32 protein-coding genes and 3 pseudogenes are annotated in these 26,996 nt (G+C 36.6%); 17 read left to right on the plus strand and 18 right to left on the minus strand.

Annotated features, from left to right (window positions below):
* Positions 1-37: 37 nt before the first annotated feature.
* Entirely contained in the window at positions 38-439 is a 402-nt protein-coding gene (locus tag AC6EIZ_RS06330; RefSeq protein ID WP_498509756.1) for a Fur family transcriptional regulator, read from the plus strand.
* Between the two features lie 26 nt (positions 440-465).
* On the opposite strand, the gene AC6EIZ_RS06335 is transcribed toward AC6EIZ_RS06330, so the two are convergent.
* A complete protein-coding gene (locus tag AC6EIZ_RS06335; protein WP_498509758.1) occupies positions 466-1,161 on the minus strand; it encodes an ABC transporter ATP-binding protein in 696 nt (231 codons plus the stop codon).
* A gap of 88 nt (positions 1,162-1,249) precedes the next feature.
* Between AC6EIZ_RS06335 and AC6EIZ_RS06340 the strand changes: the two genes are divergently transcribed.
* The 7 genes from AC6EIZ_RS06340 to AC6EIZ_RS06370 all read left to right on the plus strand — a co-directional run bounded on the left by AC6EIZ_RS06340 (position 1,250) and on the right by AC6EIZ_RS06370 (position 6,915).
* Positions 1,250-2,737 (plus strand): metal ABC transporter substrate-binding protein, encoded by a 1,488-nt coding sequence (locus AC6EIZ_RS06340; RefSeq protein ID WP_498509760.1) that lies wholly within the window; start codon positions 1,250-1,252, stop codon positions 2,735-2,737.
* Between the two features lie 52 nt (positions 2,738-2,789).
* Positions 2,790-3,107, plus strand: coding sequence for a hypothetical protein (locus AC6EIZ_RS06345; protein WP_498509762.1), 318 nt, complete (start codon positions 2,790-2,792; stop codon positions 3,105-3,107).
* A gap of 8 nt (positions 3,108-3,115) precedes the next feature.
* Positions 3,116-4,498, plus strand: a complete 1,383-nt coding sequence (locus AC6EIZ_RS06350; RefSeq protein ID WP_498509764.1) for a CobW family GTP-binding protein — start codon at positions 3,116-3,118, stop codon at positions 4,496-4,498.
* Positions 4,486-5,559, plus strand: a complete 1,074-nt coding sequence (locus AC6EIZ_RS06355) for a WD40 repeat domain-containing protein (protein WP_498509765.1) — start codon at positions 4,486-4,488, stop codon at positions 5,557-5,559. The genes AC6EIZ_RS06350 and AC6EIZ_RS06355 overlap by 13 nt, the downstream gene beginning before the upstream one ends.
* A gap of 146 nt (positions 5,560-5,705) precedes the next feature.
* A complete protein-coding gene (locus tag AC6EIZ_RS06360; protein ID WP_011295192.1) occupies positions 5,706-5,849 on the plus strand; it encodes a hypothetical protein in 144 nt (47 codons plus the stop codon).
* Between the two features lie 125 nt (positions 5,850-5,974).
* On the plus strand, positions 5,975-6,130 hold the full coding sequence (locus AC6EIZ_RS06365) for a hypothetical protein (protein ID WP_498509766.1): 156 nt from the start codon (positions 5,975-5,977) through the stop codon (positions 6,128-6,130).
* A 152-nt stretch (positions 6,131-6,282) separates the two neighbouring features.
* On the plus strand, positions 6,283-6,915 hold the full coding sequence (locus tag AC6EIZ_RS06370; RefSeq protein ID WP_498509768.1) for a 2OG-Fe(II) oxygenase: 633 nt from the start codon (positions 6,283-6,285) through the stop codon (positions 6,913-6,915).
* Between the two features lie 952 nt (positions 6,916-7,867).
* On the opposite strand, the pseudogene AC6EIZ_RS06375 reads toward AC6EIZ_RS06370, so the two are convergent.
* Positions 7,868-8,046: pseudogene (locus tag AC6EIZ_RS06375) on the minus strand (DUF8641 family protein).
* 148 nt (positions 8,047-8,194) lie between these two features.
* Between AC6EIZ_RS06375 and ureC the strand changes: the two are divergent.
* Positions 8,195-8,566, plus strand: a pseudogene (gene ureC, locus AC6EIZ_RS06380) (urease subunit alpha); the annotation flags it as partial.
* A gap of 19 nt (positions 8,567-8,585) precedes the next feature.
* Here the strand turns inward: ureC and AC6EIZ_RS06385 are convergent.
* A complete protein-coding gene (locus AC6EIZ_RS06385; protein WP_498509770.1) occupies positions 8,586-8,813 on the minus strand; it encodes a DUF1830 domain-containing protein in 228 nt (75 codons plus the stop codon).
* A gap of 154 nt (positions 8,814-8,967) precedes the next feature.
* Between AC6EIZ_RS06385 and AC6EIZ_RS06390 the strand changes: the two are divergent.
* Positions 8,968-9,027, plus strand: a pseudogene (locus AC6EIZ_RS06390) (hypothetical protein); the annotation flags it as partial.
* Here AC6EIZ_RS06390 and AC6EIZ_RS06395 read toward each other — a convergent pair.
* Positions 9,027-9,170, minus strand: coding sequence for a hypothetical protein (locus AC6EIZ_RS06395; protein WP_498513287.1), 144 nt, complete (start codon positions 9,168-9,170; stop codon positions 9,027-9,029). The pseudogene AC6EIZ_RS06390 and the gene AC6EIZ_RS06395 sit on opposite strands and share 1 nt — an antisense overlap.
* Before the next feature lie 237 nt (positions 9,171-9,407).
* Here AC6EIZ_RS06395 and AC6EIZ_RS06400 point away from each other — a divergent pair, with 237 nt between their 5' ends.
* Positions 9,408-10,412 (plus strand): porin, encoded by a 1,005-nt coding sequence (locus AC6EIZ_RS06400; RefSeq protein WP_498509772.1) that lies wholly within the window; start codon positions 9,408-9,410, stop codon positions 10,410-10,412.
* Positions 10,413-10,515: 103 nt separating this feature from the next.
* Here the strand turns inward: AC6EIZ_RS06400 and AC6EIZ_RS06405 are convergent, their stop codons facing one another.
* The 4 genes from AC6EIZ_RS06405 to rbp form a co-directional block, all read right to left on the minus strand.
* On the minus strand, positions 10,516-10,653 hold the full coding sequence (locus AC6EIZ_RS06405; protein WP_498509773.1) for a hypothetical protein: 138 nt from the start codon (positions 10,651-10,653) through the stop codon (positions 10,516-10,518).
* 39 nt (positions 10,654-10,692) lie between these two features.
* Positions 10,693-10,878 (minus strand): hypothetical protein, encoded by a 186-nt coding sequence (locus AC6EIZ_RS06410; RefSeq protein WP_498509775.1) that lies wholly within the window; start codon positions 10,876-10,878, stop codon positions 10,693-10,695.
* A 214-nt stretch (positions 10,879-11,092) separates the two neighbouring features.
* Positions 11,093-11,365, minus strand: coding sequence for a hypothetical protein (locus AC6EIZ_RS06415; RefSeq protein WP_498509776.1), 273 nt, complete (start codon positions 11,363-11,365; stop codon positions 11,093-11,095).
* Positions 11,366-11,526: 161 nt separating this feature from the next.
* The gene (gene rbp, locus AC6EIZ_RS06420) at positions 11,527-11,775 is read right to left on the minus strand and encodes an RNA-binding regulator (protein ID WP_498509778.1); all 249 of its coding nucleotides are present in this window, start codon (positions 11,773-11,775) and stop codon (positions 11,527-11,529) included.
* A 194-nt stretch (positions 11,776-11,969) separates the two neighbouring features.
* Between rbp and rpsU the strand changes: the two genes are divergently transcribed.
* Entirely contained in the window at positions 11,970-12,146 is a 177-nt protein-coding gene (gene rpsU, locus AC6EIZ_RS06425; protein WP_011295405.1) for a 30S ribosomal protein S21, read from the plus strand.
* A 56-nt stretch (positions 12,147-12,202) separates the two neighbouring features.
* Positions 12,203-12,427: a hypothetical protein gene (locus AC6EIZ_RS06430; protein ID WP_498509779.1), complete on the plus strand. Its 225-nt coding sequence runs from the start codon at positions 12,203-12,205 to the stop codon at positions 12,425-12,427.
* Between the two features lie 50 nt (positions 12,428-12,477).
* Here AC6EIZ_RS06430 and AC6EIZ_RS06435 read toward each other — a convergent pair whose 3' ends face one another.
* Positions 12,478-12,996 (minus strand): AbrB family transcriptional regulator, encoded by a 519-nt coding sequence (locus AC6EIZ_RS06435; RefSeq protein WP_498509781.1) that lies wholly within the window; start codon positions 12,994-12,996, stop codon positions 12,478-12,480.
* A 290-nt stretch (positions 12,997-13,286) separates the two neighbouring features.
* Between AC6EIZ_RS06435 and AC6EIZ_RS06440 the strand changes: the two genes are divergently transcribed.
* The gene (locus AC6EIZ_RS06440) at positions 13,287-14,900 is read left to right on the plus strand and encodes a photosystem II high light acclimation radical SAM protein (protein ID WP_498509783.1); all 1,614 of its coding nucleotides are present in this window, start codon (positions 13,287-13,289) and stop codon (positions 14,898-14,900) included.
* Here the strand turns inward: AC6EIZ_RS06440 and AC6EIZ_RS06445 are convergent.
* Genes AC6EIZ_RS06445 through AC6EIZ_RS06455 form a run of 3 tightly spaced genes read right to left on the minus strand, consistent with a single transcriptional unit; the run spans position 14,822 to position 17,309 of the window.
* Complete coding sequence (locus AC6EIZ_RS06445; RefSeq protein ID WP_498509785.1) at positions 14,822-15,673, minus strand: CPBP family intramembrane glutamic endopeptidase; 852 nt, start codon at positions 15,671-15,673, stop codon at positions 14,822-14,824. The genes AC6EIZ_RS06440 and AC6EIZ_RS06445 overlap by 79 nt on opposite strands.
* A gap of 44 nt (positions 15,674-15,717) precedes the next feature.
* Positions 15,718-16,029 carry an ATP-dependent Clp protease adapter ClpS gene (clpS, locus tag AC6EIZ_RS06450; RefSeq protein WP_498509787.1) on the minus strand — a complete coding sequence of 104 codons (312 nt, stop codon included), beginning with the start codon at positions 16,027-16,029 and terminating at the stop codon, positions 15,718-15,720.
* Positions 16,030-16,085: 56 nt separating this feature from the next.
* Positions 16,086-17,309 carry an LL-diaminopimelate aminotransferase gene (locus AC6EIZ_RS06455; RefSeq protein WP_498509789.1) on the minus strand — a complete coding sequence of 408 codons (1,224 nt, stop codon included), beginning with the start codon at positions 17,307-17,309 and terminating at the stop codon, positions 16,086-16,088.
* 385 nt (positions 17,310-17,694) lie between these two features.
* On the opposite strand from AC6EIZ_RS06455, the gene AC6EIZ_RS06460 reads away from it, so the two are divergent.
* Together AC6EIZ_RS06460 and AC6EIZ_RS06465 are read left to right on the plus strand one after the other, a co-directional pair.
* Positions 17,695-19,572 (plus strand): Rne/Rng family ribonuclease, encoded by a 1,878-nt coding sequence (locus tag AC6EIZ_RS06460; protein ID WP_498509790.1) that lies wholly within the window; start codon positions 17,695-17,697, stop codon positions 19,570-19,572.
* 2 nt (positions 19,573-19,574) lie between these two features.
* Entirely contained in the window at positions 19,575-20,162 is a 588-nt protein-coding gene (locus AC6EIZ_RS06465) for a ribonuclease HII (RefSeq protein WP_498509792.1), read from the plus strand.
* 13 nt (positions 20,163-20,175) lie between these two features.
* Here AC6EIZ_RS06465 and AC6EIZ_RS06470 read toward each other — a convergent pair whose 3' ends face one another.
* Positions 20,176-20,688 (minus strand): DUF1997 domain-containing protein, encoded by a 513-nt coding sequence (locus tag AC6EIZ_RS06470; protein ID WP_498509793.1) that lies wholly within the window; start codon positions 20,686-20,688, stop codon positions 20,176-20,178.
* 56 nt (positions 20,689-20,744) lie between these two features.
* Between AC6EIZ_RS06470 and pheA the strand changes: the two genes are divergently transcribed.
* A complete protein-coding gene (pheA, locus tag AC6EIZ_RS06475) occupies positions 20,745-21,575 on the plus strand; it encodes a prephenate dehydratase (protein ID WP_498509795.1) in 831 nt (276 codons plus the stop codon).
* 1 nt (position 21,576) lies between these two features.
* Here pheA and AC6EIZ_RS06480 read toward each other — a convergent pair whose 3' ends face one another.
* From AC6EIZ_RS06480 to fusA, 5 genes are all read right to left on the minus strand, one after another.
* Positions 21,577-22,509: a methyltransferase domain-containing protein gene (locus tag AC6EIZ_RS06480; protein ID WP_498509797.1), complete on the minus strand. Its 933-nt coding sequence runs from the start codon at positions 22,507-22,509 to the stop codon at positions 21,577-21,579.
* Between the two features lie 2 nt (positions 22,510-22,511).
* A complete protein-coding gene (locus tag AC6EIZ_RS06485) occupies positions 22,512-23,174 on the minus strand; it encodes an LON peptidase substrate-binding domain-containing protein (protein WP_498509799.1) in 663 nt (220 codons plus the stop codon).
* Positions 23,175-23,234: 60 nt separating this feature from the next.
* Entirely contained in the window at positions 23,235-23,555 is a 321-nt protein-coding gene (gene rpsJ, locus AC6EIZ_RS06490) for a 30S ribosomal protein S10 (protein ID WP_009788866.1), read from the minus strand.
* A 119-nt stretch (positions 23,556-23,674) separates the two neighbouring features.
* Positions 23,675-24,874: an elongation factor Tu gene (tuf, locus tag AC6EIZ_RS06495; protein ID WP_498509802.1), complete on the minus strand. Its 1,200-nt coding sequence runs from the start codon at positions 24,872-24,874 to the stop codon at positions 23,675-23,677.
* Positions 24,875-24,915: 41 nt separating this feature from the next.
* Entirely contained in the window at positions 24,916-26,991 is a 2,076-nt protein-coding gene (gene fusA / locus AC6EIZ_RS06500; protein ID WP_498509804.1) for an elongation factor G, read from the minus strand.
* Positions 26,992-26,996 lie beyond the last annotated feature (5 nt).

Raw genomic sequence — 26,996 nt, forward strand, 5'->3', positions numbered from 1 at the left:
TATTGTCAGTTAGAAAGATCCAATTAAGATCTTGCGAATGAAGAAAAGCAAACCTGAAATCACAAAGAGACAGCAACAACTTCTCAATGAACTGAAAAGTTGTACTGATGAATTGAGTGGACAAGAACTGCATAGACAACTTCATAATGGCGACAATGCAATGGGGCTGACGACTGTTTACAGGAACCTTCAATCGTTAGTAAAGCAAGGCTTGATCCGCTCGAGACACCTTCCTAACGGCGAGGTCCTTTATGCCCCAGTTGAAAGAGATATTCATCATTTAACTTGCGTCAGCTGCGGAGAAACTACTCCATTGAAGGGATGTCCCGTCAAAACAATTCATGAGCCCCAAAAAGCCTCTAGAAAATTTGAGTTGTTGTTTCATACTCTTGAATACTTTGGCCTTTGCCAAAATTGTTCCCAAGAATTGAATGCTTGATAAGATTTGATAAATATTAATCACAACTATAGTTTCCATCTCAGGTAATTAATTGAACTAAGTTTTTTCTGAACCTCTTCAGGGTTGCCAGAAGCCAAAATAATCTTATCTAGAACAACAACTTTGTCATAGGCAGTTAAGGACGTCCCCCAATCATGACTACTAACGAACATCGTCAGTCCCGAATCAGCTAACTGACGGATGATTAATAGGAAATCTTCTTTTGCAGGGGGATCAAATGCGGAACAAGGTTCATCAAGTAGAAATATTTTTGCAGGATTCATCAAGGTTTTGGCGAGTAATGCTCTTTGTTGCTGACCTCCAGACAAAGAATCAAGTCGCCTTGTTGCTAAATGAGATATTCCAACACGTTGAAGAGCAGCTTCTAATTCACAACAAGTCGATTTAGAATGATTTACTCGACCTAAAGCAACTAATTCTTCAACAGTAATTGGAAAACTCCAATTCAGTCTTCCCCTCTGAGGCATTAAAGCCACTTGAGATCTATTATTACTCAATGGTTTTCCGTCAACAGTAATTGTCCCTTGATCTGGCTTGCTACTACCTTGCAACAAGCTCAACAATGTGGACTTACCAGCACCATTCGGGCCAACAAGAGCTGTCAAAGTCCCTTGCTCAAGCTTTAGAGAAACCTTGCTTAAAGCAGGTTTATTTTTACTCGAATAAGAATATGTCAGATTTTCAGCAATCAAGCTAGGCATCAATTAAAGGATTTGCTGACAAGAAACATAATACACTTGCCATGAGTGAATGAAAATGATTATCGTTTTACTTAAATTGATATTTTTAATGTTGAATTTTTCAAATCAGTCAAAAAAATCTAAATCCCTAATCAATAAAACAGTTCTCAAAAGTTCTCTTGTTGCTGGAGCATTTTTAATTTCTGGAATAAATCAGGCAGCGCAGGCAAATACAAAATCAATTGTTGCTGTAGAGCCGTTAGTTTGTGATCTTGTCTCTGCGATTGCACCACCCTCAACGCCCGTAACCTGCTTAATTGACAGAAAGCAAGACGTTCATGATGTCAAGATCACTCCAAGACAAGCTCAAACCCTGAGAAGTGCAAATCAAGTATTTACTCTTGGTTCAGAGATGACCCCTGCAATTAAAAAATGGTTAGATAATCCCTTAACTGTTGTCGTTGGTGTAAGTGCAATAGAAATAGACGATCATGACGACCACGATGATCATGACGATCATTCAGCTGCTAAGCATGACGATCATGATGACCACGATGATCATGGCGATTCCCATGGAGATGGAGCTTTTGAATGGGCTGGTGTTTTTGATCTTTCAGCAGGAACATACAAATGGTCTTTTGCCAAAGTTGATGGAGACTATGCTGATCCTGCAATGAAAATGGTTATTCTCAATTCTGGTGATATTGAAGCATCAGAAGAGCTTGCAGAAGAATTATTAGGATCCAAAGATTCAGAAGTTAAACGCAATAATGACAAGCTTATTGCTCAGGAAAAGGCATATGTTCTTACATTTAACGATAAAAAAGACGTCACATCATTTACTGTCAATATCAAAAAAGCTGGTAAATATGCATTCTTTACTGAGCACATGCCTTTTGAGTTTGAGGCCGATGAACATTTCTTTAAAGATGTCGCAGGCGACGATGTTGAACCCATAGCTCAAGTCCCAGATGAAGGTGATCATCATCACCATGATCATGGTGGCTTAGATCCTCATGTCTGGCATGATCCACATAACATCATCAAGATGGGAAATGTCATTTCTAAAAATATCAATAAGAAAATTTCCTTTTTTGATAGAGAAACAAAAAAAGTTTTAAAAGAAAGAACTCAATCTGTTAATTCTATTTTGGAAGATCTCGACTTATGGACTCAAAAACAAGTTGCCACGATTCCTAGCAATCAAAGGACTATCGTTTCTAAGCATAAAGCGATGGAATATTATGGAGATGCATTTGGCTTGAAGACCATGAGCTTACTAGATGTTCTTGGTGATTCTTCCAGTCTTAGACCAGAAACCATTTCAACAGTAATATCCGAGCTTAAAGAAGAAAACGTAAATGTATTATTTGCTGAGCAAAAGCCTCCTTCAAAGCTATTGAAAAACCTCAGCAGACAAACTTCCACTCCTATCGCAAAAAATCAAATCTTTGTTGATGGTCTAATGCTAGAAGGGAATACTGTTTCAGTAGCAGTACACAACACATGCACAGTTGTTAATTCACTTGGTGGAGAATGTGATGAGAAAGAGGGAGATGAACTTGAGGGTAAATGGAATACTTTAATTAATCCTTAATTTTTACAGATACGATACCGTCTACATTTTTAAAAGTAGACGGCATAAAAAAATGCCTCCAACTAAAGGATATAAAGTTTACAAACAACACTGGGAAGACCAGGCAAGTTTCATGGATAAACAACCATGGGATAAAGATAAGATATTAAAACTTACTGTCGAAACTGATTTTGATGCCAATCTAAAAGAACTTCAATTTTCAAATCATTCGCTAAAAAAAGAGAATAGCAAGCTTACAGTAAGACTCAAAGTCCCTTACAACTATCACGAGCTTGATGACTTTGAATTAAAATCACTTGAATTGTTGGGTATCCAAAAGAATTGGCTAACTGATATTTCTCTTGATAGCACTCATTGTTCGCATCGTTAATTAAAGAAATGAGCAACACGCAAAAAGTACCAGTTACAATACTGACTGGTTTTCTAGGATCTGGCAAAACAACCCTACTCAATCGAATCCTGAGCGAAGAACACGGTAAAAAAATAGCTGTTATTGAGAATGAATATGGTGAAGTTGGCATTGATCAGGGATTAGTCATCAATGCTGATGAAGAGGTTTTCGAGATGTCGAATGGTTGCATTTGCTGCACCGTCCGGGGTGATCTTATTCGTGTACTTGGAAACCTCATGAAGAGGCGAGACAAATTTGACTATGTATTAGTTGAAACTACTGGCCTTGCTGATCCTGGTCCTGTCGCTCAGACATTCTTTATGGACGATGAAATCCGTGAGGAGTTTTCACTTGATGGAATAGTCACACTTGTTGATGCAGCCCATATAGAGCAACAACTTGGTCGAAGTGATGAGAGTTCGGAACAAGTTGCCTTTGCTGACGTCCTTGTCCTAAATAAAACTGATCTAGTTTCAGATGAATCACTCGACAACTTAGAATCACGGCTACGCGATATGAATCGTATGGCTCGTGTCATACGCAGTAAACAAGCAGACGTCTCAATTGATACTGTGCTAAATCTAAGTGCTTTTGATCTAGATCAAGTACTTCAGCGTCGTCCAACTTTTCTTGAACCAGAATACCCATTTGAGTGGACAGGTGTTTTTTCACTTGAAAAAGGTCGCTATGAACTTACGCTCGAAGAAGGTCCAGACCCCACAATGTCTCTCGTCCAGTTATTAGACCAAGGCAAAGACGAGACAGCTCTTAACACAGGTGCTGAATCATGCGTAAGACTCTACGCAGAACAAGAACAACTTATGAATCCAGGGGATATGGTTCCATTCGGTAAGCATGTGAGCCTTCAACTTCAATCCGAAGGGACGAAGTCCTTCTTCATAGATGTTGATAAAGCAAGGGATATAGGTCTATTCACTCAACATACAGCCGAAGAATTTAATATGAAATTAACTAAAGTACAAACTTCAACTGCGGACGATAAAAATAGTGCTCAAAAAATTTCCATAATTTCTCCAATTGCTGAGAGAGTTTGGGTAGCTGAACACGAACACGATGACGAAGTAGGTTCATTCGCTATCGAGCGAGACGGTGATGTAGATCCGGAGAAACTCAATAGATGGCTTAGTCGACTTTTGTCTGAGAAAGGTGTGGATATATTTCGCACTAAAGGTTTCATTAGTTATGCGGGTGAATCTAAGCGAATAGTTTTTCAAGGAGTACACATGCTCTTCACAGCACAACCTGATAAAGAATGGGGCAATGAACCTCGTCGTAATCAACTCGTCTTTATCGGTAGAAATCTTGATGAAGCAGAAATGAGTAGAGAGTTTGACAAATGTCTGCTGTAGAAGCATTTAGTCCAAAGGGAATGCTTCATGAAGGTTGGTCTGCTCAAGTTGAAGACTATGCGATTGTCTGCGGCTGGGCACTACAAGGTAAAACTTTTTTAGTAGGTGATGTTGCTGGCGGGCTTTACGCATTTGAGGGGAAATCTGGAAAGCTCATTTGGCAATCAAAAGACATACATAAAGGTGGTTTACTAGCAATGTCTATTCATCCAGATGGAAATACTTTCGCAACTGCTGGCCAGGATGGACATGTGTGTATATGGGAAAGCAAAGAGGGTAAATCAACTAAAAATTTGGAACTTGGTAAAGGATGGGTTGAACACATCAAGTGGTCCCCAGACGGAAAATTTTTAGCAGTAGTTTTTACTAAATACGTCTATGTTTTTGATGAAAACGGTCAAGAATATTGGCGATCAGAGGAGCATCCCAGCACTGTCAGCGCGATTTCTTGGTCTAATTCCAATGAATTAGCCACAGCATGCTACGGCCAAGTAACTTTTTTTGATGTAGTAAGCGACAAGATCAATCAAAAGTTGGAGTGGCGAGGCTCACTGGTATCTATGGTGCTTAGTCCAGATGGAGACATAGTGGCATGCGGCAGTCAGGATAATTCTGTTCACTTCTGGCGTCGTTCAACTGATCAAGATTCAGAGATGACAGGCTACCCAGGTAAACCAAGCCATCTAGCTTTTGATCAAACCGGCACAGTCCTTGCTACCGGGGGTAGTGATCGAGTGACGGTTTGGAGTTTTCAAGGTGATGGTCCTGAGGGCACTGTGCCAGGAGAGTTAATGCTTCATACGGAGCCCATTTCATGCCTTGCTTTCTCACACAACGGGATGCTTTTAGCTTCTGGAGCAAGAGATGGTTCAGTTTTTTCTTGGTTTCTCCAAAACGATGGTCAGGGTGATCCAGTTGGTGGTGCATTTGCAGGTGACCTTGTAAGCCAAATCGCTTGGCATCCTGATGACACTGCCTTGGCTGCAATAAATGCAAACGGAGGAGTTACGGTTTGGGATTTTAAGGTTCGGACAAAAACGGCACCTCAAGGATTCGGATAAGGTTACAGTTCTTGATATCCAATAGATGCTCGAAAGCTACTTGATTGCTATTGGCTAGAAAATTAAAAATTCAAGAAGAGGGATTTTTACTGATGTATAAACATTCCAAATAACTTATGTATGGTTATGTACCACCAGAGGACTCAATGAAAAAAACAATTCTTTGGCTTCAAGAATTACTCATTTCAATGGGTAATGCTCTATTTCATCCTTATAAAGATAACTCACCTCCAAGTTTTGAAGCACAGCCTTTCAGAGATGACCCATATAAAAATCGAGGAATTGCCTAAGTAAAAGTCAAAATTGTTTTTAATTTTAAAGAGGGGTCCAAATGGGCCTCTTTTTTTTAGCTATTTACGAGAGAAAAAGTAACGACCGAACCATAAAGAATTAGAAAATGTGCTTTAATACACCTATGAATACACCGATTAATAAGAAGTTCAGCACTAGCAATCCTGGCGTTAACTTAAAAAAAACTGACAACAAAAAATCTACATGGCATTTTGAAGTAGAAGGTAGCGGTCAAAGAAAGAGATATTTAAGGTCTCTAAAAGACAAAACTGCCGCTTAATTATTCTCTATTAATTAAAACAACTTCGTCTAAGTTAAAAACACTTGTTCCCCAACCACGAGTGAACGGAATATATATCTAAATTTTTATTAAAATGGTACTTTCAGGTGATTTAAATTATACAGAGAACACAAAACCTAAAAATAAATCCTATGAATTTAGTAGCTAGCTACAGAAATAGGGGTTTTGAATCTGTGGCAGATGGTGTGATGTCGTTTTTCGATCGTCGCACAGACTTGCATCGCAATGGAATAGCCTTCAGTAATGGGGAAAATAATGATTCAGATCCTGCAAAAATTTCTACTGATATCAGCCTTGTTGCTTTAGATCGAACTGATCCAGAATCATTTGCTTTGTCTGAAGTGATAATAAGAGGAGTCAATGCTGGTCTTCAAAAATACCTAAAAGAACGCCCGCTTTTTAGCGAATGCGCACCTGAAAGATCCCTCTTTGTTAATCCCATATTCAACTTACAACGTTATGCGCCTGGAGAGGGTTTTAAGAAATGGCACTGTGACTGGACTATTAGCGAAGAAGCAACCGAACCAGTACACAGAGTCCTAGCGTGGATTCTTTATTGCAATGATGTCGATTCAGGAGGAACAGAATTTCACTGGCAGGAATATCATGAGACTGCTGAACGAGGAAAACTAGTTATTTTCCCAGCTGGTCTTACTCATATACATAGAGGCCGAGTCAATAAAACTCATCCAAAAACAATTGCGACAGGATGGATCAATGCCGGCTCAAGAGATTCATACATTTCTAGACTGGCTAGGTCGTAAATTACCTCTTTATTCATTTCATAAGATCCTCTGATCCTCTCATTGGTAATTTAAATTAAATCTAATTCCCTCTAATTCTTCAATGAATCAGAAGTTCAGATCTAGATTGATAATAATTTTTGAAGAGACTTCAACAGATTGGGATAGTATTGTGTATCATCAAACGACGTTCAGCTCAATTTGAGTCGCAGTTAGATTCAAGCCATGGAACGGGGACTTGAACAATGGAAATTACATCAATGGCTGAGCTAACTTACCGAGGACTAAAGTACACACAAACTAAACCCGCCAAGGGGTCACAAGAGATACATCTGCAATATTGTGGTCATGAAATCATGAGCAAGAGGATCCATGAAGCCATGAAAGCCGAGATGGGTTAATCAGTAACTAAAAAACTTATTTCCATTAAATGTATAATGTAAGATTATATTATATTAATTAATCATTTTTAAAATAATTAATTAATATAATTTGAGTATTTGGAATTAATAAATACAGTTTTTTTAATTAATAAATTCACTTAAAATAACTTCTTTTCATTTTAAATATGCAATATGAGCCAGGGACAATCTATTGTCATGTCTTTTTAGAATGCAAGGAGCAAATAGAGAAAATGCTACTTAGATTACAAAAAGTAGAAAATACTGAGCATATTTGCGACCAACTTCAATCTATATACCAACAAATAGAGAGCATGCACGAATTAAAAAAAGTTAAACAAAAAAATTCTATCTGATTAGGAACTACTTAAATAAATTTATAACTTCAATTGATTATTGATGAATTTTTAATTTGGTATAAATTAAGTCTTAACTTTTACCTAAAATAGCTATAACTGTCATATCAGAAAAGCCGTTCCAAAGTTTTCTGTAAGGAGGTCACAACTACTGGGAAGGGTTTTGACCTCCCTCCCAGATTTCAAACCATAAGAATATTTAGACTAATTGTCTTTCTAATTAAAGCCTATTTTTAAAGTACCCCAAAGATCAAATGCACCAAATAAAAAAGCTATAAAAACCAAGTCCCATGCTTTCTGCTTAATAGCCCAAGGCGCAAAAAAATTTCACCTATGCCATGAAGAGCTACTCCTAGATGATCTAAAACCAAAAGGCCATGAAATAACACAAACAATCCACTAGCTAACTATCTCTAAAAATTATCGTAAGTTATGAGTTTAATTTTTTTATGTTCGAAAAAGTTATCGCTATTGCAGGGATAGATTTAAAATTTTCAACCATTGCTTCAACCAAAAGTTTTTTTTAATGCTTGATCTAGCCATGACTTAGTAATCAAAGGTGGATCCATAGCATTGGCTCAAATGGGAGATGCAAATGCCTCCATTCCTACTCCTCAACCAGTATATGGTCACCCAATGTTTTCTTCTTTTGGAAAGGGGATGAATCCTACTTGCCTTACTTTCTTAAGTGAGATCGCAATAGACGCTGGTATACCAGCGCAACTCAAATTAGAACGTCCTTATGCTGCCGTTAAAGACACAAGAAAAATATCTAAACAATCAATGAAACTCAATGATGCAAGACCAAAAATAGAAGTTGACCCTCAAACATACGAAGTTTTTGCCAACGGAGAGCTTTTAACTTGTGAACCAGTTGAATCGCTACCACTTGCACAAAGATATCTATTACTTTAATAATGGAATCGTTAAAAAACTAAGCTGCCACTGGATCCTCTGCCGTAGAAGCAGATACTCTTAGTCTTTGCTCTAAATTTGGCCCATAAGACTCTATCCCCCAAATTTCAAGCTGAGACCCTTCTGGAGCCATTGATGAAAACACTTCTTGAGGGAAAATAGCTCTTTCAATAAAAAATCTATCCGGTCCAATGCATTTCAGTATGACCATGCTTGAGGTGATGTTTTTATAAGAGAACTCGACCATAAACATACAAATTATTTTTTGGAATTAAAACAAATAAATAAAAAAGTATTTGTACTTTCTTATACAAAAAATAAAGTTTTAAATGTAAAACAATTCTAAAAGAGTTCATTGCGAACTAACAATTAAGGTCTGCTTAGTTAAAAAATAAAAATTCATGATTTCTACTACAACAAGAATTCGAATACAAAATATACTTAATCGAATAGAAAATAATCAGCTAGTTTCATCAGAAGAGAGGATATTCCTGAGTAAACTTTCAAGTGTTTCTGCTGTTGTCTGAGAATGGCTTATTTCTTCTTTACGCCCAGAGGCTAACTCAATAGAAAATGATTGATCAGAAAAAGGTAATTCCCTCAATTTTCATAAATCCAATAAATGTTTACAAAATACTCTAAAGTTCACAAGATTAATTGTTGCCAAATAAGAAATATAATGACTAAAAAAATATTAATCAATTAACTTAAAAATATCGAAAATTAGAATTTTTGAATGTATTCGTTATGACGTTTATATATCTGATAATGTATTTTCTACTACATCAAATTAAATTGTTAACCATAAAAATGAATTGTTCATAATTTGTGTGAGGACACTATGAAGCTTTTTCAGCGTTTGCTGGTAGCTCCAGCTGCTTTGGGCCTAATGGCTCCACTTGCAGCTAATGCAGATACTGCATTTTCATCAACAACAACTCTTTCTGGTTCAGCTGTTTTCACAACTGGTTCAGTTGCAGATGGCGGAACATCTGATTCAGAAGAAGAACTTTATATGCAGTATGCATATACACTAGATGTTAACTCTAGCTTTACTGGTGAAGATCTTTTCTCTGCAGGTATCGTAGCTGGTAATGCTAGTGGTCCACTTGCAAGCATGGATAGTGCTGAGACAGGTGACCTAGATGTTCAGTCTCTATTTTATGCCTTCCCTGTAGGAGATCTTTCAGTAACTGTTGGACCTTTGGTTGATCAGGATGATGTTGTTGCCGCAACAACCTCTGCTTATTCAGACGCTTTCAGACTAGGCGCAATGCCTTATTCTCTAGCTGGTAACGAAACTGGTCCTGGAGTTGCTGTTGCTTACTCTAATGACAACGGCGTAGTTGCTTCTGTAAGTTTCGTTTCTGTTGGTGGTTCTTCTTCTACAGTAGGAATCGGTGCTGATGATGGCGATGATGTTTCAACTTTTACACTTGGCTATAACGGCGACGGTTTTGGTGGCGGTCTTGTAATCGCTTCTAACGACGGCGAAGGCGGAACAGCTGGATACGACACATTTGGTGGTGGTATCTACTACAGCCCAGAATCAATTGATGCAACATTCAGCGTTGCTTATGACACAACAGATCCAGAAACAGGAGCTGATGCAACTGACTTGTTCGTTGGTGTTGACTATGAAGTTGGTCCTGGAACATTAAGTGCTGCTTACAACTCAACTGATGTTGATGGTAGTGATTCTTTAGATTCAACAGGATTTGAAGTTTCTTACACTTATTCATTGAACGATAACGTTACACTTACTCCAGGTTTCTTCACTGTTGAAGATACAAGTACTGGTGATGACGACACAGGTGTTGTTGTTGAAACTGCATTTAGCTTCTAAATTTAACTTAAAATCTAATCAAAAAGCCTCCTAAATTAAACAGGAGGCTTTTTAATAAATATAAAAATCAATCTGAGAAGATAATTAAATAAAGTAATTTATATTATGCAACAGTTTTATTATTTTCTTTTAGAAATAATTTTTTCTTAATTAAGGATTCATAAGGATCAAGTTGTTCTAAACTCACAACATCTTCATAGGGGTCAGGCTTGACTTTGTTGTTTCTTTTAGTTTGTCTCATTTGATTTTTATATAAAATAATTATTAATCATTCTTCTTTTTAGTTAGCACTATTAGACTTTAAACCTCTTTCTTTACTCCCTTTAAACCATCTCATTTGATGAGTAATACGATGTCCATCAGGATAAAAGTAATTATTATTTTTAACACTTTCACCTTGAATAATCTTTTGATTTCCATTAACTATCTTGTGAGAATTAGTAGAATTTTTAAGATTTAGTTTCATAAGAAATTAAGTATATAAAGTATTAAAACATCAATCTAATAGATTGATGTTTATCATGAACAAAGTGATAATCCCAAGACGAAACAAGCTAATCAAAAAAATTATTGATTTTACTTACTTTAAATTATTTTTAATTTAAGTTTAATCTTTCATTAAGAAACAAGGCAGCTAAATTAGCTGCCTTTTTAAAACTTAAAATAAATTTAACTGTAATTTAAAAATATTTAAAAGGGAAAAATATCTTATCAGGACCTGCGAGCATAACTGAGGCAGCAATAAGGGCAGTGACTATTTGAACACCAATAAATTGTTTTTGAAGATATCTATAAGAGCCCGAATCAGACAGTTCAACTGTGGGTTCATTCTCAGGTAATCCATAATAGTAAATTTGAGAGATCTGAAAAAAGATCACTAGACCTGCAATTGCAGCCAAAGGGTTAAATCCGCCAAATGTGATTGTTGAGAAAGGAATTGCTGAGTAAACCATTTAAAAAGGCATTGCTCTTTACTTCTTATCATTACAGCATTAATTTGAGAAAATGCTTAAAGAGCTAATAGACTGAAATCTAAAATTAATTAAAATTTAAATCAAATTGGGTTCTGCCAAGTTTGCCAGCAGAGAGATAGCAAAATTCACTCAATATCTGATTAATTGTTTTTAGGTCTAGCTTTTGTAACTCTTATAGCTCTACCCATCCATTCAACGTCTTGAAGATCATCGATTGCTTTTTGTTCTTGATCATCATCGCCCATATCAACAAAAGCGAAACCCCTTTTTCTTCCTGTCTCCCTTTCTAACGGCAGCTTACAATTAGTAACTTCGCCATAACTGCTAAAAACCCCAACAATATCTTCTACCTCAGCATCAAACGAGAGATTCCCTATGTAAATAGTCATTGGTTAACGGACCTAAGAAGTAATAATGAATGGTCCGAAAAGGGGAAACCTCAATAATTTGGCTAATAAGCAAAACTTGAAGAAAGCTATTTGGATAATTCAAAAAATATTCTAGATCTTTTTCTCCCAAAAAGGTCAAAACAAAAATATGCTTTATCGTCCTGTAAAATTATCAGATAGAATTTTTTATCTTTTTGACACAAGTAACTGTTGGAGAAAACGAAGGCATTGAATCAGCACTTCGCCGTTTTAAACGTCAAGTTTCCAAAGCCGGCATCTTTGGAGAATTAAAGCGATTGCGTCATCATGAAACTCCTGTTGAAAAATATAAGCGTAAATTGCAACAAAGGCGGAGAAGCAGAAGAAGATAAACAAAAGATCAAAGATTACAAACACTTAGATATTTAGACTTTTTGAGCTTTATCAAATGGAAAAAGAAAATTGTTGGGTTTGGTTTAAAGGTTCACTCCAAGAAGGAGGAGTATGGAAAGGAGGTTTTACCTACAAAAAAGATGCGAATCCAGGAGTACTTATTCACAATCCAGCTTATGTGCAATGTCGCGTCCCTGAATGGCGCATCAGTACTACAGAACCTTTAGATAAATATAAAGCGCCTAAAATACCTGCAAACTCTGTTTGGAAAATTTTATAGTTTAAAAAAGGGTTAATCAATCATTTTTACTGAGTTTTCATTACCAATATCTAATTAACATTTACATTAAAAATAGGCGCTAAATACTTAACAACAGCAGGAGTAATTAATAAAACAGTTATCAATCTAAAAGCATGAATTGCAGCCACTGCAGCTCCTACTCCAAGCTCAGCACCAACAAGACTCATACCAAGTGTTCCTCCAGGCGCAGAACCTAAAAGGGCTATTAAAGGATCAATTCCAAATAAACGGACTACAAGCAATCCAACACAAAGACCTGTAAGAATTAAAGTAATAGTAATTAAAATAGCCGGCTTCCATAGCGTTTGTAACTCTGAAAGAGTATCTCGATTAATGCCAGTACCAATAACAGTCCCTACGCCAATTCCAAGTAAAGTTTTTGTACCTATGGGCCATTGAGCAGGTTCAAATTGACCACTTATACTTAAAAAACCTGCCGCCAAAATCGATCCCAGAAGTGGAGCTGCAGGAATTCCACTTAACAGCATCAAACTTCCTAGAGTAGCGCCGCTAAGGATGTATATGATCAAAGTCATTGGAGGATTCATAATCCAAGCATGAAATCTATTTGTTTAGTCTGATCTATTTTTTGTTTTTTAAAGCAATTGATCAATATCGATTAAAAAATCCATGAAAAAACTTTTCATTGCATTTAAATTTTTATCCTACTAGTAGCAGAAAAATGTCAAAATGACTTCTACAACTACGTTTTGATTCGATTTTGAATGAAATTGAATTTTCTCCCTTTTTACCATTAATCTAATTTTCAATCAAAAAGGTCAACAAATTGTTAGTGTTTATCTCTAGATGATTATTTTTACTGTTAATAGATGTTCTGATGAAAGCAAATTTGACTTCTGAGTTAAAAATTCATGGACCCAAATCAGAGGTTAAGGTCTTGTATGTCAGATTACCTTGTAATCCAATTTTCCCAATTGGACCAATTTATTTAGCTGATCATATTCATAAGTGTTTCCCAGAAATTGAACAATTAATCGTAGACTTAGCATCTTTACCAATATTCGATGTCGAAAGAATATTAATAAATAGTATTAAAAATTTTCATCCCTCATTAATCGTTTTTTCATGGAGAGATATACAAATATATGCTCCTGTAGATGGAAGAGGTGGTAACCCATTACAAAATTCTTTTGAAGTCTTTTATGCTCGAAATCCTCTAAAGAAAATTCGAGGCGCCTTCGGTGGCTTTCAACTAATGAAAACTCATTACGGAGAAATATGGAGAAACCAAAAATTAATAAAAAAGGGATTAAAATATGCAAAGAAATTTAAGCCAAATGCAAATGCAATATTAGGTGGAGGTGCTGTTAGTGTTTTTTATAATCAACTTAAAAATTCACTCCCAAAAGGCACTATTATTTCTTTAGGAGAAGGAGAGTTATTAATAGAAAAATTAATTAGAAATGAATCAATTACGGATGAGAGATGTTTTGTGGTTGGAGAATCACCTAGAGAAAAACTTATTCATGAGAAACCAAGTAATATCATTAAAACAGCATGTGATTATAAATACATTCAATCTATCTGGCCTGAATTTAAATGGTATTTAGACGGAGGAGATTTCTATATTGGAGTACAAACCAAGAGGGGTTGTCCTCATAACTGTTGTTATTGCATTTATACTGTTATTGAGGGTAAGAAAGTAAGGATTAATCCTGTAAGTGAAGTTATTAAAGAAATTAAACAATTATACAACTATGGTGTTCGTGGCTTTTGGTTTACTGATGCCCAATTCATACCTTCCAGAGGACACATTCAAAACGCTAAAGATATTCTTCAAGCTATCTATGATGAAGGGTTGCAGGATATTCATTGGGCCGCATACATAAGAGCTGACAATTTAGACGAAGAATTAGCTGAATTAATGGTTCGAACAGGTATGAGCTATTTCGAAATTGGAATAACATCTGGCTCGCAAGAGCTTGTCAGAAAAATGAGAATGGGATACAACTTAAAAACAGTTTTGAAAAATTGCGAACTTCTAGCTAAAGCAGGTTTTAAAGCAAACGTTTCAGTAAATTATTCGTTCAATGTTATTGACGAGCGTCCAGAAACGATAAGACAAACAGTTGCTTACCATAGAGAATTAGAAAAGATTTTTGGAGCTGATATTGTTGAGCCATCCATATTTTTCATAGGACTGCAGCCTCATACATTATTAGAAGAATATGGATTAAAAAATGGTTTATTAAAGCCTGGTTATAATCCTATGAGTTTAATGCCTTGGACTGCTAGGAAACTCCTCTGGAATCCAGAGCCAATGGGTAAAGAGTTCGGAAGGGTTTGTCTAGAGGCCTTCGACACACATCCAAACGATTTCGGCAGAACAGTTATGAACTTATTAGAGAGAGATTATGGGGTTTCATCTTTAGATGAAGCCTTAACTGTCAAGGCTAAAAATCGTCCAGTTCTTGCAAAAAACTTTCGTTGAAAAAATATAATGATTAACAAAAATGTTATACCTATCACGCTACCAATTGGGTTAACCATCTCCTTGCTTGGCCCAAGCAAAAAATAAGGAGTATCAATAGCAAAAACGACCATTCCCGAATCAAATAGATGCCAAATTCCAACCAATCCACCATGCAAACCGATACAGCCCAACAATGATCCTTGATCAATAGTTCTTCTTAAAGTTAGGGCTATTCCAAAAAGAAAAAGACCAGTCAGAAAAGGAATTAAAGCTAATAAACCAATATCAGATCGATAGTGGGCGAGACTGAAAATTGCAGATTGGACAATAATTCCTTTCCTCAAGCCAAACAAAAGAACCATTTCCTCTAATAACCATCCTCGAAAAACTAGCTCTTCAGCAAAACCAATGCCCACTATCAATAATATTGCGTTAAGTAATGCACCACCTTTTATGTAGGCAATGCTATCAATCCAACCGAACAAGAAAAAAAATAGAGAAAAAATTAATAACAGAAAAAATGAAAATATAAATCCACTAGAAAATATTTTTAGTGCTCTAAATTTATTTCTAAAATCTAATCCTATAGATCGCCATAGATTATTAGTTTTCCATCTAATTTTACCCCAACTAGGTAGAAGGATTAAAAACAGAGAGAATGTTATTAAAGTACCTATAATACTTAAATCATTTGAACTAATATCACTTTTAATTAAGTAAAAAAAATGACTAATAAACCATCCCAAAGGATATAGAAAAAAAAACAAACTAAATGTTGGAACAAATTGCATTTTCTGATGCAACCATCTATTCCAAAATATGTGTATGGAGAATTTCAGTTTTCTAATTCTATTGTGCTTGTTAGACCTTTTGACTTTAAAGATTCACAATAAAATTCAGCAGGTTCTAAGTCACAAACGATAACAAGTCCAATGCCATTATTATGTGTTTCCAACATAATATTCAGAGCATCTTGTTCACTTAATTGAGGAACTACTTGTCTTAAAGTTTCAACCACATAATCCATTGTATTCACTGGATCATTATGAAGTAAAACCTTGTATTTAGGAGATACTTTTCGTACTCGCTGAACTTCGCGATCAATAACAGCAGTGTCTCCATCAGTTTGATTTGCAGAGTCAACCATAATTAAACTGCCGACATGAATAGCTCTCGAAAAGGAACTTACCATGAGAATATGTATCACAATTTTACGATCCTTTCCATTGCTTTTTCAACATTTTCTCTACTGTTAAATGCAGACAATCTAAAATAGCCCTCCCCCGCAGCTCCAAAGCCACTTCCCGGAGTCCCAACCACATTTGCTTTTTGAAGTAAGAAGTCAAAGAAATCCCAGGAACTCTTTTTATTTGGAGTTTTTATCCATGCATATGGAGCATTGACTGCACCAAATACTTGAAACCCGGCAGAAGTTAAATTTGTTTTGATAATTTGAGCATTATCCATATAAAAATTTACCAATCTTTTAGTTTGGGCTTTTCCTTCTTTGGAATAAACCGCTTCAGCCCCTCTCTGAACTATATAACTTACGCCATTGAATTTAGTACTTTGACGACGATTCCATAGAGACCACAAGTCAACTTCGTTTTGAGCTGCTTTACCTTTTAAAGACCTAGGAATAACTGTAAAAGCACATCTTGTTCCAGTAAAACCTGCATTTTTCGAAAATGAACGAAACTCAATTGCACAATCTTTAGCTCCTTGAATTTCATAAATCGAATGTGGTATTGAATCATCTTGTATGAAAGCCTCATAAGCCGCATCAAAAAGAATCAAAGAATTATTTTCCTTTGCGTATTGGACCCAGGAGGCTAGTTGTTCTTTAGTGGCGACTGCCCCAGTTGGGTTATTAGGGAAACAAAGATAAATTAAATCGAATTTTTCTTTTGGTATTACTGCCTCAAAAGCATTTTCTGAAGTAATTGGAATATAATTTAAACCATCATATTCACCTCTTAAATTTGCTTCTCCTGTCCTCCCAGCCATCACATTAGTGTCGACATAAACTGGATAAACAGGATCAGTGACTGCTATTTTATTTTCCTTCCCAAGAATATCTAAAATATTACTGCTGTCGCATTTGGACCCGTCCGAAACAAAGATTTCTTCTGCTGTAATTTCACAACCACGAGATAAATAATCATTTTTCGAGATAGCCTCTCGAAGCCATTGATACCCTTGCTCAGGGCCATAACCTCTAAAGCCCTGCTCAGTTCCCATCTCATCAATGGCCGCCTTCATTGCTTCGCGACAAGCCAAGGGCAGAGGTTCTGTTACATCACCAATTCCTAAGCGGATTAAATCAGCCGCTGGATTATTAGCTTTAAAATCCTTAATTCTTCTAGAAATTTCTGGAAAAAGATAACCTGCCTTTAATTTCAGGTAATCAGCATTAACTTGAACCACGTAAAAATCACCCAGATTTCTTTAAGGATAATCCCTTAGACACCTTCATATAATCAAAGGTAGACGATTCAATAATTAAGAACAAATTATGTCATGGGGCCACAGATGCAAATCGATAAGATCTAAAAAGTAATACTGTGATAAGATGATCATAACTTTGCAAAAAGGTTTAAGACTTTTTTTGCTTAGTTAACGTCAGTAATCTTAAAGAGACAACTAGATTAAACTCTGGCAAATCCAGAAATTTACCGGAATATATTTAATTCCCAATTCGAACAGTAACAAAAATCTCTTTAAGTTTCTTAGGCGTTCAAAAATTCACAACTTAATAATGCAGTTTTCTGCTGTTCAATTTTTAATAGCTTGAAAAAGCTCAAAATCATATATGCCCCAGCAAATTGTCATTGCTGAGCAATTACGAATTGCCGCTCTGCTCACTGATGAGAGAATAGATGAATTAATCGTAGCTCAAGGTAGCTACCAGATAGGAGATGTTTTCTTAGGAACAGTTGAAAATGTTCTTCCAGGAATAGATGCAGCTTTTGTCAATATTGGAGAAAGTGAAAAAAATGGTTTTATTCATGTAAATGATCTTGGACCACTTAGATTAAAAAAAGCTACTGCAGGAATAACAGAGTTACTAGAACCAAGGCAAAAGGTTTTAGTGCAAGTAATGAAAGAGCCTACTGGAACCAAAGGTCCTAGATTAACCGGTAACTTGGCTCTCCCAGGTAGATATCTTGTGCTTCAACCTTATGGACAAGGTGTAAATATTTCAAGAAGAATAAACAGCGAAAGTGAAAGGAATCGACTTAGAGCATTAGGAGTCCTAGTTAAGCCACCAAGTACTGGCCTTCTAATCAGGACAGAAGCGCAAGATATTTCTGAAGAATTTTTAATAGATGACCTTGAAAATCTTCTTAAACAATGGGAACTTATTCAACAAGCCTCTGAAAATTGCACTCCTCCAATTCTTTTAAATAGAGATGAAGATTTTATTCATAGAATTCTTAGAGATCATACAAGCCAAAATGTTAACCATATAGTCGTTGATAATCCTGAAGCAGTTGGTCGTGTTAAAAATTTCCTTGGCAAGGATGCTAAGGAATTAGTAATAGAGCTACATAGTGAATCACAAAATATCTTAGAAAAATACAGAGTAATCGCTGCAATTACTGATGCTTTAAAGCCAAGAGTTGAACTGCCATCTGGTGGTTACATCATAATAGAACCAACCGAGGCTTTAACAGTCATTGATGTTAATTCAGGCTCATTTACTCGTTCTGCAAATTCTAGAGAAACAGTTTTATGGACTAATTGTGAAGCAGCAATTGAAATAGCAAGACAATTAAAATTAAGGAATATAGGTGGGGTAATTATTATTGATTTTATAGATATGGATACAAGAAGAGATCAACTTCAATTATTAGAACATTTCACATCTGCTATGAATGGAGACTCAGCACGACCACAAATTGCTCAGCTTACAGAACTTGGACTTGTTGAGTTAACCAGAAAAAGACAAGGGCAAAATATATATGAATTGTTTGGGAAAACTTGTACTAACTGCCAGGGAGAAGGGCATCTTCCAAATATAACAATTCAAGAAAAAAACCTAACAATCTCTTCTGAAGCTGGAGTAATCAGCTCAACTTTAATTGTCGAGAATGAAATACAATCATTACAAGAAAATAATATCAAAAAGAAACGCTTAAATAAATCAAACGAAATAGACGCGAGCTTGAGTAACGAAGAGAATAAATTAACGACTAATAGTTTAATATCTATCTCCTCAGACACCATTGAAGAAGATGCTATTGCAGATAACAACAACAACAGAAAAGAAAAGATTATACTTAATATTAATATGAATAAGAACGAAGAGTTAGTATACAGTTCAATGGGATTAGATCCTATACTACTTTTAGAAGAACCTCCGCTAACTGAAAACTACACAGTTAATATCATCAGACCTGGAGATGAGATAGGAGAAGAAAAAAAAGTAATTAATAAAGAAGAAAAACAAAATAAAACTAACATTTCCAGTGCCAAATCCAACCCGGATAATAAAGATATTATTCGTTTTAAAAGCACCAATCTTGAGGAACACAATTCAACAAATCCTGAAGAAACCGAAAATCTCAATGAGCGCGATACAAATGTAGCTTTAGATGACGAAAAAAATGAATTAAGTGACACCGAATCAAAAGAAGTTAATGAGGACCCAAGGCGAAAAAGAAGAAGATCATCAGCTTCTTCTTAAAAATGGAAGCCAAGGAATCTCTAATTGCAGGAATTGATGAAGTAGGGAAAGGTTGTTTATTTGGTCCTGTTTTTGCTGGAGCTGTAATATTGAGCAAAGCGAACGAAACAACGCTCTTAAGTAAGGGATTGAGGGACAGTAAAAAATTAAGTCCTCATCAAAGATATAACTTAGTTCCTTTAATTAAAAAAAACTCAATCGCTTGGTCTATAGGACAGGCTTCGGCAAGAGAAATTGACAGTATCGGCATCAGAGAGGCTACCGAAAAAGCAATGCTAAGAGCATTAGAAAAATTTTCATCACCACCAAACCTACTTCTGGTGGATGGTATATTACCTAACCGTTTGTGGTCAGGAAAACAAAAAACACAAGTTCGAGGAGAAAGTCATTTCCCCTCAATTGCTGCTGCAAGTGTTCTAGCCAAAGAAGCAAGAGATGAATTAATGATACGTCTAGCTCGCAAATTCAGGGCGTATGGACTCGAGAAAAACAAGGGGTATGGAACTGAAATACATAGGAAAAACCTAATTAAGGCTGGTGTATCCAAACTCCATAGAAAAAGTTTTCTCTCCAGATTAGAAATAGATTGATATTTATTTGTAACTAATTTTCTTTACACCAATTATTAAAATCAACTATGAGCTGTTTCCCAACCCTTGCCTTAATTCCTAACAAAATTCCATTTAATATTGATTGCCCAGTTGACTCGAGCATTTTAGGAGGGATTAATCTCAATAGCTGCGGCTGACTGACTGTTACACCTAAAAGAGCTTCACCTTCAAGACCTGATGGCTTTGCTTCAAGAATTGCATCCAAAGTTAAGTCAAAGTCATCAACAAACCCTAAACCATCTAAATGGCTTTCAGTAACGTACATTCTGATTTTTCTATCAGTATTTTCTACACCTATTGATACTATTGGATTTATTTGAAGTTGAAAGACCTTAAAACTTGTGACTTCGTACTTGAAGCTACCTGGCCCCAAAGAAGTCAATTTTTCAGGATCAAGCATTGCTCCTACAACTCGTTCCTGTTGTAAGAGATAATCAGGAAGTTGCTCCGCATTATCTTGAACAACTAGATCAATCTTTTGTCGTGCTTTAAAGGCAAGAGCCATTATCAAAAACTTGCTCATCTTGATCTTATCGGCATCTACCCCATTTTTTTTATCTAATGTCAACTCGAGTGGCCTACCTTGGGCCTAAAGGAACATACGCTGAGAAAGCTGCAAAAGCTCTGGCAGCCTTAGAAAAGCTTGATTCGCCAGAGTTCTCACCATGCAAAGGGTTAAGGTCTGTGGTAGATAATCTTGCAAACAATCTTTGTGAAGCAGCCGTTGTACCAATTGAAAATTCAGTAGAAGGTGGTGTTACCACAACATTAGATTCTTTATGGAGAAATAAAAATCTATTTATTCACAGAGCTCTCGTCCTACCTATCCAACACTCATTAATGAGTAGCGGATCAATTTCAACTATTTCAGAGGTCCTTTCCCATCCTCAGGCTATAGCTCAATGCAGTCAATGGTTAAATGACAATATTCCAAATGCCGTTCATTTGCCAACGAATTCAACAGCAGAAGCCATCCGAATGGTGAAAGGTAGCTCATTTAGAGCTGCGATAGCATCAAAAGATGCAAGTCAAGAACTAAATATTCTGGCTTACCCTATTAATGATATTGAAGGCAATTGCACCAGATTCGTTCTTCTAAGTAAAAACAATAATAAAGTAGATGGAAATAAAGCAAGTTTGGCTTTTTCCCTTAAGTCAAATAGTCCAGGTGCATTACTAAAAGCATTAAATTGCATTGCTAATCTTGGTCTGAATATGAGTAGAATTGAATCTCGACCCTCTAAAAGAGAACTGGGCGAATATATATTTTTCATAGATCTTGATTTAAATCATTCCAATAAAAAAGACTTTGAAAAAATCACTAAAGAGTTATCTCCACTTTGCAATCAAATAGTAAATTTTGGATGTTATTTCGCTTCAGAAGCTGAGTAATCTATCCTCTTGATTTAAATACACCGAACCTCATTAAACCTCTTGAGAAAGACCATCTCATCATTAGTATCGTTGGTATTTCTCTAAATGCCTTTATAAAAGATCTGAAACCTAATTTCAATATAGATGAAGGTCTTCTAAAACCTTCATATATTGATTCATTCCAAGATTGAATTGTATATTTTGTCCAATTGGAAGACTCTACAGAACTTCCACAATAAGGACTATTTAACAAGTTTTTTTTAAATCCTTCGATACTTGAAAATTCAGGATGGGTCCATTGAATTAATAATTGATTCATGATTAACTTTTCAAATAAATTTAAGGGATGTTTTGTGGAATCTCTTTTATTCCAATCAGCAATTGCTAAAACCCCGCCAGGTCGAAGGACTCTGAGCATCTCATCTGCAAAAGTTTGTTTGTCGGCAATATGAGGCCCAGCCTCAACACTCCACACCCCGTCAAAGCTCCCTTTCTCAAACTTCAAATCAAGCGCATTCATTACTTCAAAACGACAAAAATCCTTATTGGCTGTTAATTCATTTGCTCTTTTAATTTGTTCATGACTTATGGAAATACCAATTACGTCAAATCCATAATCATTAGATAATATTCTTGAACTTCCGCCTATTCCACATCCTACATCTAATATCCTCGAGCCTTTTGGTAACTTATCCAAACCGCTCCAACGAACCAACTCATGAACAAAATCAACCTTAGCTTTTCTAAAGTCTTTTTTTATTCTTGGTTTTTCATAAAAGCCAAGGTGAATGTGCTCACCCCAGAGTTTTTCTAATAGACGGTCATTAGTCCAGGAATCATATGAGGATGCAACGCTATTAACAGACTCATATTTGCGATTTTTTCTGAGCCATTGAGTACTTAATATTATTAGCAAGAAAACACTAAATATAAAAATCAATATCCATTGCATAATTAATTGTTGGTTTGATCAGCGTTTGAAAAGGTATCTTTCAAAGCAGTTCTAGCAGCTAATTGTCTTCTTGTGTGATCAAGAAGTTCATATTCTCTTTCCAATCGGTGATATGTATTTGTTAATTCTAATAAATTCTGCTGTTCACTAGCTACTGGACCTCCAAGGTGAGCAGCTATCCAAAAAGACAACTCTCTGGGAATCTCAGGCAAAGAGTCAGGAAGTTCTTTCTCAGATTCAGTTAACTTTGAAGTAAGTGAAACTACATCTCTCAGAGCAGTGGTGACGGAATCCTTAAGTTCCAATAATTTTTTTTGATCTGATATTTTATCATCATCAACCCAACTAACTAAGGCATTAATAAAAGGGGTTTCACTAATAATTTCTAAAATTCGAAATCTTTGCTGCCCAATAGTGACAATATTACTTCTACCATCTTGGGAAGTTTGATGCTTGATAATCTCAGCACAACAACCAACATCTGCCATTTTTTTTGATGTGGGATCCCATCTAACAACTCCAAAACGGCTATCCGACTGCAAAACAGATTTAAGCATAAGTCTGTAACGAGTCTCAAAAATATGAAGTGGCAAGTACTCCTGAGGAAAAAGCACAACCTCAGGCAACGGAAAAATTGCTAGCTCCCTAACTGAAAGTTCGCTCAAATGGGTATTCCTAATTACACATATCCTAGATAATCAATCTCTGGTTTGAGAGAAAAAGACCTAGAGCTTAACTTCTATATCAACTCCGCTTGGAAGATCCAACTTCATTAGAGCGTCAATAGTCTTCGCAGAAGGGCTGTAAATATCAATAATTCGTCTGTGTGTTCTTGTTTCAAAATGCTCTCTTGAATCTTTATCAACATGAGGCGAACGAAGAACACAATAAATTTTTCTTTTTGTTGGAAGAGGAATAGGCCCTATTGCTGAAGCAGCTGTTGTATCAGCAGTCTCAATTATTTTGTCGCAAGATAAATCAAGCATTCTTCTATCAAAAGCCTTTAGGCGTATGCGTATTTTTTGCTGTGCTATTGCGGTTGACATAATGGGTTTACCAAAAGTTAATTAAATTTTCGAGGTTCTTTTTGATATGAACTAATTAGTTCATTGATTAATTAATCTAGAGGATGACCTGAATAAATTACAAGTCATCCTCATAATGATTACGCAATAATTTTAGAAACCACTCCCGCACCAATAGTACGTCCACCTTCTCGAATTGCGAATCTCATTCCTTGTTCGATAGCTACAGGAGATATCAATTCACCTGTCATTTTTATTCTGTCCCCAGGCATAACCATTTCAACATTGCTTCCATCATCAGAGGTGAATGCCGTAATTTGACCTGTTACATCAGTTGTACGTATATAGAACTGAGGTCGATAACCAGCAAAGAAAGGGGTATGGCGGCCGCCCTCTTCTTTTTTCAACACATAAACCTCACCCTCAAATTTAGTATGGGGAGTAATGGAGCCTTTTTTGACAAGAACCATCCCTCTTTCAATATCTTCTTTTTGAATACCTCTCAATAGAAGTCCAACATTATCTCCAGCCATACCTTCATCAAGAAGCTTTCTAAACATTTCTACTCCGGTAACGGTTGTAAGTCTCGTATCTCTGATACCTACAATTTCAACCTCCTCTCCAACTGTTACTTTTCCTCTTTCAATTCGGCCAGTGGCAACAGTTCCACGACCAGTAATTGAGAAAACGTCTTCAACAGCCATAAGGAAAGGCTTATCAATTTCACGTTCCGGTTCTGGAATTGAAGAATCAACAGCAGTCATCAATTCATCTATTTTTGTCTCCCAATCTGCTTCTCCTTCAATAGCTTTTAATCCTGAAACTTGCACAACAGGTATGTCATCGCCAGGGAAGTCATAACTAGTTAGGAGTTCGCGAATCTCCATTTCTACAAGTTCTATCATTTCTTCATCATCGACCATGTCACATTTATTTAGTGCAACAACCAATGCAGGCACGCCAACCTGCTTGGCCAAAAGAATATGTTCTTTTGTTTGTGCCATTGCTCCATCGGTAGCTGCTACAACAAGAATTGCACCGTCCATCTGAGCAGCACCTGTGATCATGTTTTTTACATAATCAGCGTGACCTGGACAATCAACATGAGCATAATGCCTACCATCAGTCTCATATTCAACGTGAGCGGTGTTGATTGTGATACCGCGCTCACGCTCTTCAGGAGCTCCATCAATTTCTGCGTAATCTTGCGCTTCGGCTTGACCTTTCTTGGCTAAAACCTTTGTAATTGCAGCAGTCAGTGTTGTTTTGCCATGGTCAACGTGGCCAATAGTACCTATGTTGACGTGAGGTTTGTTCCTCTCAAACTTCTCGCGAGCCATTTTTTTTAAAGAATCGGGGATTGGTTAGTAAATTTTAGAGATCAGGAATTGCCCTGATTCTTGGAGATAATTGCTTCAGCAACATTACGAGGAACTTCCTCGTAGGTGCTGAACTCCATTGAGAAAATACCCCGACCTTGAGTCATTGATCGGAGTTGAGTGGCATAGCCAAACATTTCGGCTAATGGCACTTTTGCCTGGACTTTGGATTGTCCATCGTCGATAGATTGACCTTCAACCTGACCTCGTCTAGAGGACAGATCTCCAATTATAGAGCCTAGGAAGTCCTCAGGCACTTCTACCTCAACTTTCATCATAGGTTCTAGAAGGACAGGATTGCACTTCTTGATTCCATCTTTGAAAGCCATAGAGCCAGCAATCTTGAAAGCCATCTCTGATGAGTCAACATCATGATAGGAGCCATCAACCAATGTAACTTTTACATCAATTAAAGGATAGCCAGCAATAACACCAGATTCACATGTTTCTTTCATTCCTGATTCAGCAGGTTTTATATATTCTTTTGGAACAGATCCACCGACAATTTTATTAATAAACTCAAAACCAGTTCCTGGTTCACCTGGCTCAACTTCAATAACAACATGTCCATACTGCCCTTTACCTCCTGTTTGTCTCGCAAACTTTCCTTCCCCTGATGAACTGGCTCTAATCGTTTCTCTATATGAAACTTGAGGTGCTCCAATATTTGCCTCTACCTTAAATTCTCTCAACATACGATCCACCAAAATCTCTAAGTGAAGTTCACCCATACCTGCAATTACAGTTTGATTCGTCTCTTGATCAGTACTGACTCTGAATGTTGGATCTTCCTCAGAAAGAGATGTAAGCGCTTTGCCTAACTTTTCCATATCACTCTTAGTTTTGGGTTCTACCGCAACTGAAATGACTGGTTCAGGAATATAAAGAGTTTCGAGAACAATTGCCTCTTCGGACGCGCATAAAGTGTCTCCAGTTGTTGTATTTTTCAGGCCAAGTACAGCACCAAGATCCCCAGCTCTTAATTCATCGACTTCCTCACGGTCATCAGCTTTCAAAATTATCAACCTAGATATTCTCTCTTTCGCATCCTTAGTTGAGTTGAGAACATAACTTCCTTTTTCAAGGACACCTGAATACATTCGAACAAAAGTCAATTTGCCATATGGATCAGCCATTACCTTGAATGCAAGAGCGCTAAATGGAGCGCTATCGTCGGAAGGTCTGACAGCTTCTTTTCCATTCGGTAGCAACCCCTGTATGGGAGGTACATCAACAGGAGCAGGAAGATAATTAACTACTGCATCAAGTAATAACTGAACCCCTTTATTTTTAAAAGCTGATCCGCATAACATTGGAACCAAACCATGTTTAAGAACACCTTCCCTTATTCCAGTTTTGAGTTGTTCAATTGTTAACTCACCATTTTCCAGAAACGCCTCAAGCAATTCTTCCTCAGTTTCAGCTATCGACTCCATTAATTTTGATCGCCAATCAGATACTAAATCAACCATGTCTGATGGAACATCTGTCTGCTCAATATCTTTTCCAAGATCATCTTTATAGATATATGCTTTATTTTCCACGAGATCAATAATGCCTTTCAAGTCATTTTCGGCTCCAATAGGTAGCTGAATTGGAACTGCATTTGCTTTTAATCTATCTTTGATTTGACCATGGACTTTAAGGAAATCCGCTCCAGTTCTATCCATTTTATTGACAAATACCATCCTAGGTACTGAATACCTGTCGGCTTGACGCCAAACTGTTTCAGATTGAGGCTGCACGCCACCAACCGCGCAAAAGACAGCAATTACACCATCGAGAACTCTCATTGAGCGCTCAACTTCAATTGTGAAGTCAACGTGTCCTGGCGTATCGATGATGTTTATACGATGATCGTCCCATGTAGTCGAAATCGCCGCAGCGGTAATAGTAATTCCTCTCTCTCTCTCTTGAGCCATCCAATCGGTGACTGCGGCACCATCATGAACCTCTCCCATCTTATGAACAACACCTGAATAGAAAAGTATTCTTTCAGTACAAGTGGTTTTACCAGCATCAATATGTGCAGCAATCCCGATATTTCTAACTCGTTCCAAAGGAAAGGCGCGTGCCACAGAAA

The organism is Prochlorococcus sp. G4PB16 (genome assembly GCF_059772465.1).

What these genes read in the sequence shown, in the direction of transcription:
- AC6EIZ_RS06330 (WP_498509756.1), top strand. Translation starts at nt 38, where the DNA reads ATGAAGAAAAGCAAACCTGAAATCACAAAGAGACAGCAACAACTTCTC.
- AC6EIZ_RS06335 (WP_498509758.1), bottom strand. Translation starts at nt 1,161, where the DNA reads ATGCCTAGCTTGATTGCTGAAAATCTGACATATTCTTATTCGAGTAAA.
- AC6EIZ_RS06340 (WP_498509760.1), top strand. Translation starts at nt 1,250, where the DNA reads ATGTTGAATTTTTCAAATCAGTCAAAAAAATCTAAATCCCTAATCAAT.
- AC6EIZ_RS06345 (WP_498509762.1), top strand. Translation starts at nt 2,790, where the DNA reads ATGCCTCCAACTAAAGGATATAAAGTTTACAAACAACACTGGGAAGAC.
- AC6EIZ_RS06350 (WP_498509764.1), top strand. Translation starts at nt 3,116, where the DNA reads ATGAGCAACACGCAAAAAGTACCAGTTACAATACTGACTGGTTTTCTA.
- AC6EIZ_RS06355 (WP_498509765.1), top strand. Translation starts at nt 4,486, where the DNA reads ATGTCTGCTGTAGAAGCATTTAGTCCAAAGGGAATGCTTCATGAAGGT.
- AC6EIZ_RS06360 (WP_011295192.1), top strand. Translation starts at nt 5,706, where the DNA reads ATGAAAAAAACAATTCTTTGGCTTCAAGAATTACTCATTTCAATGGGT.
- AC6EIZ_RS06365 (WP_498509766.1), top strand. Translation starts at nt 5,975, where the DNA reads ATGAATACACCGATTAATAAGAAGTTCAGCACTAGCAATCCTGGCGTT.
- AC6EIZ_RS06370 (WP_498509768.1), top strand. Translation starts at nt 6,283, where the DNA reads ATGAATTTAGTAGCTAGCTACAGAAATAGGGGTTTTGAATCTGTGGCA.
- AC6EIZ_RS06385 (WP_498509770.1), bottom strand. Translation starts at nt 8,813, where the DNA reads ATGGTCGAGTTCTCTTATAAAAACATCACCTCAAGCATGGTCATACTG.
- AC6EIZ_RS06400 (WP_498509772.1), top strand. Translation starts at nt 9,408, where the DNA reads ATGAAGCTTTTTCAGCGTTTGCTGGTAGCTCCAGCTGCTTTGGGCCTA.
- AC6EIZ_RS06405 (WP_498509773.1), bottom strand. Translation starts at nt 10,653, where the DNA reads ATGAGACAAACTAAAAGAAACAACAAAGTCAAGCCTGACCCCTATGAA.
- AC6EIZ_RS06410 (WP_498509775.1), bottom strand. Translation starts at nt 10,878, where the DNA reads ATGAAACTAAATCTTAAAAATTCTACTAATTCTCACAAGATAGTTAAT.
- AC6EIZ_RS06415 (WP_498509776.1), bottom strand. Translation starts at nt 11,365, where the DNA reads ATGGTTTACTCAGCAATTCCTTTCTCAACAATCACATTTGGCGGATTT.
- rbp (WP_498509778.1), bottom strand. Translation starts at nt 11,775, where the DNA reads ATGACTATTTACATAGGGAATCTCTCGTTTGATGCTGAGGTAGAAGAT.
- AC6EIZ_RS06430 (WP_498509779.1), top strand. Translation starts at nt 12,203, where the DNA reads ATGGAAAAAGAAAATTGTTGGGTTTGGTTTAAAGGTTCACTCCAAGAA.
- AC6EIZ_RS06435 (WP_498509781.1), bottom strand. Translation starts at nt 12,996, where the DNA reads ATGAATCCTCCAATGACTTTGATCATATACATCCTTAGCGGCGCTACT.
- AC6EIZ_RS06440 (WP_498509783.1), top strand. Translation starts at nt 13,287, where the DNA reads ATGAAAGCAAATTTGACTTCTGAGTTAAAAATTCATGGACCCAAATCA.
- AC6EIZ_RS06445 (WP_498509785.1), bottom strand. Translation starts at nt 15,673, where the DNA reads ATGCAATTTGTTCCAACATTTAGTTTGTTTTTTTTTCTATATCCTTTG.
- clpS (WP_498509787.1), bottom strand. Translation starts at nt 16,029, where the DNA reads ATGGTTGACTCTGCAAATCAAACTGATGGAGACACTGCTGTTATTGAT.
- AC6EIZ_RS06460 (WP_498509790.1), top strand. Translation starts at nt 17,695, where the DNA reads ATGCCCCAGCAAATTGTCATTGCTGAGCAATTACGAATTGCCGCTCTG.
- AC6EIZ_RS06465 (WP_498509792.1), top strand. Translation starts at nt 19,575, where the DNA reads ATGGAAGCCAAGGAATCTCTAATTGCAGGAATTGATGAAGTAGGGAAA.
- AC6EIZ_RS06470 (WP_498509793.1), bottom strand. Translation starts at nt 20,688, where the DNA reads ATGGCTCTTGCCTTTAAAGCACGACAAAAGATTGATCTAGTTGTTCAA.
- pheA (WP_498509795.1), top strand. Translation starts at nt 20,745, where the DNA reads ATGTCAACTCGAGTGGCCTACCTTGGGCCTAAAGGAACATACGCTGAG.
- AC6EIZ_RS06480 (WP_498509797.1), bottom strand. Translation starts at nt 22,509, where the DNA reads ATGCAATGGATATTGATTTTTATATTTAGTGTTTTCTTGCTAATAATA.
- rpsJ (WP_009788866.1), bottom strand. Translation starts at nt 23,555, where the DNA reads ATGTCAACCGCAATAGCACAGCAAAAAATACGCATACGCCTAAAGGCT.
- tuf (WP_498509802.1), bottom strand. Translation starts at nt 24,874, where the DNA reads ATGGCTCGCGAGAAGTTTGAGAGGAACAAACCTCACGTCAACATAGGT.